The 4,819-nt window shown below is 36.9% G+C and carries 4 protein-coding genes; 3 read left to right on the top strand and 1 reads right to left on the bottom strand.

Annotated features, from left to right (window positions below):
* Positions 1-392 precede the first annotated feature (392 nt).
* Positions 393-1,139, bottom strand: a complete 747-nt coding sequence (locus F6K13_RS18610) for a creatininase family protein (protein WP_124147496.1) — start codon at positions 1,137-1,139, stop codon at positions 393-395.
* A gap of 1,353 nt (positions 1,140-2,492) precedes the next feature.
* Between F6K13_RS18610 and F6K13_RS18615 the strand changes: the two genes are divergently transcribed.
* From F6K13_RS18615 to F6K13_RS18625, 3 genes are all read left to right on the top strand, one after another.
* Positions 2,493-3,233, top strand: coding sequence for a winged helix-turn-helix domain-containing protein (locus tag F6K13_RS18615; protein WP_124155318.1), 741 nt, complete (start codon positions 2,493-2,495; stop codon positions 3,231-3,233).
* A gap of 357 nt (positions 3,234-3,590) precedes the next feature.
* Positions 3,591-4,019, top strand: coding sequence for a helix-turn-helix domain-containing protein (locus tag F6K13_RS18620; protein ID WP_240041644.1), 429 nt, complete (start codon positions 3,591-3,593; stop codon positions 4,017-4,019).
* Positions 4,020-4,049: 30 nt separating this feature from the next.
* Positions 4,050-4,784 carry an RNA-guided endonuclease TnpB family protein gene (locus F6K13_RS18625; RefSeq protein WP_287287973.1) on the top strand — a complete coding sequence of 245 codons (735 nt, stop codon included), beginning with the start codon at positions 4,050-4,052 and terminating at the stop codon, positions 4,782-4,784.
* The last annotated feature ends 35 nt before the right edge of the window (positions 4,785-4,819 follow it).

Below are 4,819 nucleotides of genomic sequence, written 5' to 3' on the forward strand. Positions count from 1 at the left end.
TCGGTTTTGCTAGATAGAATTGATTGGTTTATGAGTTCCATATTAACTCAAATTTCAGTTTTTGCAACCCTTAATATCTAAATTTAGATCGTAATTTAAACTAGGTAAAGATTTGAAGTAGAAAATTATATAGATTAAATGTACTTTAAGTTAAGGGAACAGGGAATAGGGAATAGGGAACAGGGAAAGATGATAAATATCTTTTCTCAAAAGGAATTGGTATAATAAGATTTTCATCTTGGTGGGTTACATCTGTGGCGGGTAAGATGCCCGCACTACAAAGACTTTATCATTAATATATGTACCTCATATACCTGCAATCTGCTGTAAATGCTGAAAAACTGTTCTTCCTTTTTCCTTCTTCCTTCTTTTTTCTTCCTTCTTCCTTGTTTCTAATCACTATTTACAAACTGCAAGTAAGAATTACTCAGTTCCTTTAGTGCCAACTCATAAAACTGCTTACCATGTTCAGGTGTAGCTAATGCAGGGTTTGAACCCATCCGACCATCTGGATATCGGTAACGAAAATTAGCAGCACCATATATTGGATAACCACTAGCTACATCCTCTGAAAGTGGTGCTACTTTAATAGCTTCTGGATAAACATATTGAGTTAAAGCTACTTCACTAGGTGTAGCGTGAGAACCTTCTCCATCGCCGTATAATTCTTTAGCTAATTTATAAACTGAGCTACACATAAACCAATTTCCTACCTTGCACTTGACCAACCCCCCATTAGCAATATTTAGATCGGCCAAATGAGCATAAGTTTCTGAGAAAGCAGCTTTCAGAGTCGCAATATTGCCTCCATGGCCATTGATAAAGAAAAATTTGGTAAACCCAGACCTAGTTAAACAAACTATATAGTCACGAATTACTTGAATCATCGTACTAGGTCGCAGACTGATTGTACCTGGGAAACCTGTATGATGTAATGCCATACCTACATTAATCGTCGGTCCGACTAATGCTCCAACTGATTCTCCCACACCTTTAGATATAACTTCTGCACAAATAGCATCTGTGCCAATCAACCCTGTTGGTCCATGTTGCTCCGTAGAACCTATTGGCAGAATAATACCTTGAGATTGACTCAAATAAGTTTCGACTTCAGACCAAGTACTTAATTGTAGTAGCATTTTTTAATTATTTATACTTTTGATATTAAATATAAGTAACAAAATTAATCTGACTTTAAATATAAATTAACCTGTTAAATATACCCTAAATTCCTCAACCTTTGACATTTCAATGGTTAAAAACTGTTCCGAAACACAAAGGGGATGTTTTATTCATACATTCCTCAACCTTTGACATTTCAATGGTTAAAAACTGTTCCGGAACATAAAGGGGATGTTTTATCCATAAATTTCTCAATCTTGACATTTCAATGGTTAAAAACTGTTCCGGAACATAAAGGGGATGTTTTATCCATAAATTTCTCAATCTTGACATTTCAATGGTTAAAAACTGTTCCGGAACATAAAGGGGATGTTTTATTCATACATTCCTCAACCTTTGACATTTCAATGGTTAAAAACTGTTCCGGAACATAAAGGGGATGTTTTATCCATAAATTTCTCAATCTTGACATTTCAATGGTTAAAAACTGTTCCGGAACATAAAGGGGATGTTTTATCCATAAATTTCTCAATCTTGACTTGACATTTCAATGGTTAAAAACTGTTCCGGAACACAAAGGGGATGTTTTATCCATAAATTTCTCAATCTTGACATTTCAATGGTTAAAAACTGTTCCGGAACACAAAAGGGATGTTTTACCCAAGTTTTTCGGTCCGGACTGCTCCGCAAACAGGTGCCTAATTAGGGCTTGCCAAATAACTCTCAAAGTATTTACTGATATTGGCTTTAGCATTTTTGGGTTGAAAAAAGTACCAGCTTTTCAGTGGCAAGAGCTGCAAAAAGCTAGTATTTTGGGATGGTTATGGCAGAAAAATTGAGGGACAATTTTTCCGACTACCTCCTCTATAATTCCCATTTCTCCTGTCTCCTACCCTCACTCATAAGACTTTTTCAGCAAACCCTAAATTATACGTACAAATTTTTCGGCTGATAGCTGATAGCTAATAGCTAATAGCTCGTTAATCTCATTAAAAAATAATTTAACCTTTTGATAACCTTAAGTTAACTTTTGTTTAACTTACTAGACATAATATAAGGACATCAAAGTTTTGTATCCAGCACAACAATGCAATATGGAAGTGGGCAATGCTTACTAACTTGATACCTATCCCAAGAAACGAACAATGGCCTGACTACAGAGCAGGCTCCGCTATTCCTACTATTAGTATAGCAATAGCAATATTTCAAAGTCAGAATGCGTTGTATAAATGGATAAAAAAACCAGTGCTTTTAGCTGTTGGATGGTTGAACATTAATTTAAGCTAATTAGCTACAAAATTAGCGATCGCCTAAATTTTCACCTCAGGCAATATTAATGATTTACTGTCAAATACACAAAAGCGATATTTATGTTTTCCCCCGATATAAGCGAAAGTCTTTTAAAGTCTGGCGTGAGAATAACTAGCAAAGTTTTGCTATTAGAATCTGAAGAGCTATTTCGGGATATGTTAGCCTTAGCTCTAGAAGAACAAAGTTGTGAAGTAGTTATTGCTCCAGACGGACGTAGTGTAATTCCTACGGTTCAGAATTATTCATCAATTCAAAGTGAACCTTCTTTCAATCTTCTAATTCTTGATTCAATTAATGGTCTAGACTTATGTCGGATGTTAAGACATCAAGGCAATTCAATACCAATTATGATTTTAGGAGCAAGAGGCAGTGCAAATAATTGTGCTTTCTATTTAGAAGCTGGAGCAGATGATTATTTAACTAAACCTTTTGGGATGCGGGAATTTATGGCTCGTTGTCGGTCTCTGATGCGTCGCCAACGTCTAGGTCAACTGCCTCAAGCAATTATGCTCCAGTACAAAGATATAGTTCTTTATCCAGAAGAGTGTCGAGTAACTGTTAGAGGTCAAGAAGTGAAAATTTCCCCCAAACAATTTCGCTTACTTGAGCTATTTATGAGTTATCCACGCAGAGTTTGGTCTCGTGAGCAATTATTAGAACAAGTTTGGGGACCAGATTTTATTGGGGATAGTAAAACTGTTGATGTTCATATTCGTTGGTTACGGGAAAAATTAGAGTTAAATCCTAGTAAACCAGAGTATGTTGTTACAGTTAGAGGTTTTGGATATAGATTTGGGTGACATACTCCCGACTTTGAGACAAGCTACAAAGCGGGCTACGAGGGCGACTCTACTATATAGACATAAACTGAGCTAACAAGGAATGCCCGGCCTCTCTAATTGATTTAGCTAGATCGCCCTTGAGCCTCACGCCATAATCTGTGATTTGGCGTGAGATGAATCGGCGGCCAATTGAATGGGTCCGATGCCGATTCAATTTGCATGCCATCCCAGCATAAGCTTTCCCCCTAGTTGAAAAACTTGTATTATCTAATGTTGGCAGAAGACCCGCGCTCTCCCGAAGGGGAGCGTCGGGATGAATGCCAACCCATGCTATAATAATAAAACTACGAGCGTGTTAGTAATAGGTCGAAAACATTGAAAGCTAGATATAAATATCGTATCTACCCTAACCATATTCAAATCAAGAAACTAAATCAATTGTTTGGTTGTTGTCGGTATGTTTGGAACCAAAGTTTAGCACATTGCAATCAACTGTATGTTAACGGAGCTAAAAGACCAAGCTATGTTGATTTAACCAAACAATTCATAACACAAGCCAAGAAAGAATTGCTTTGGTTGAAAGAAGTAGCCTCTACTCCATTACAACAATCATTAAAAGATTTAGACCAAGCTTACAAAAACTTCTTTAATAGTTGTACTGGTAAAAGGAAAGGAGTCAAAGCAAGACCGCCTAAATTCAAGAGTAGAAAGTCAAAGCAAACTGCCAGATTTGTAGGTGCTAATTACCAGATTAATCAAGATAAAATCTATCTACCAAAAGTAGGTAAAATCAAAATAGTTTAGTCAAGGCCATTAGCTAGTCAGCCTACATCTCTGACTATAATTAAAGATTCAGCTAACCGCTATTTTGCTAGTTTTGTAGTAGAAATTAGTCCTGAATCTCTGCCTAAAACTGATAATTCAATCGGAATAGACTTAGGCATTTCAACATTTGCAACATTGAGCAGTGGGGAGAAAATATTAGCTCCCAAGCCTCTTAAAAAGAGCTTGAAAAAGTTAGCTAAGTTTCAAAGAAAGTTTGCCAAAACTGAGTCAGGTAGTAAACGTCGCGAAAGACGCAGGCTGAAAATAGCTAGACTACACTGCAAAATTAAGGATATTCGTACAGATTTTCTACACAAATTGTCTACTAATTTAGTTAGAAAATATGACATAATTGTATTAGAAGACTTGAATGTTTCTGGCATGATTCGTAATCGCAAGTTAGCTAAGGCAATTAGTGATTTAGGATGGCGACAATTCCGAACTTTAACAGAGGCAAAATGTGAGAAATATGGTCGTGAGTTTAGGGTAATTAACCGTTGGGAACCGACAAGTCAAAAATGCAGTTGTTGTGGTTTCCGTGGTGGCAAAAAAGAATTAAATGTTAGAGAATGGACTTGTCTCAATTGTGGTACGTTTCACGATAGAGATGTCAATGCTGCACTGAATATTCTAGAAGTTGTTCAACCAAAAAACAACCATAAGGGGGTTGGTAAGGGGGTGCTGGTTTCCCCACTCCTCCACAGGGTGGGGCGGAAAGCACCCCCTTACATAAATAAATGTTGATCCGCTTCGATCAAGATGTTTGTCTACCTCCCGAC

Origin of the sequence: Okeania sp. SIO2B9, from assembly GCF_010672505.1 — a bacterium.
In the GTDB taxonomy this organism is placed as follows: Bacteria; Cyanobacteriota; Cyanobacteriia; order Cyanobacteriales; family Microcoleaceae; genus Okeania; species Okeania hirsuta.

Excerpts from the sequence above, each read along its gene's own strand:
- F6K13_RS18610 (WP_124147496.1), bottom strand. The coding sequence starts at position 1,139 with ATGCTACTACAATTAAGTACTTGGTCTGAAGTCGAAACTTATTTGAGT.
- F6K13_RS18615 (WP_124155318.1), top strand. The coding sequence starts at position 2,493 with ATGTTTTCCCCCGATATAAGCGAAAGTCTTTTAAAGTCTGGCGTGAGA.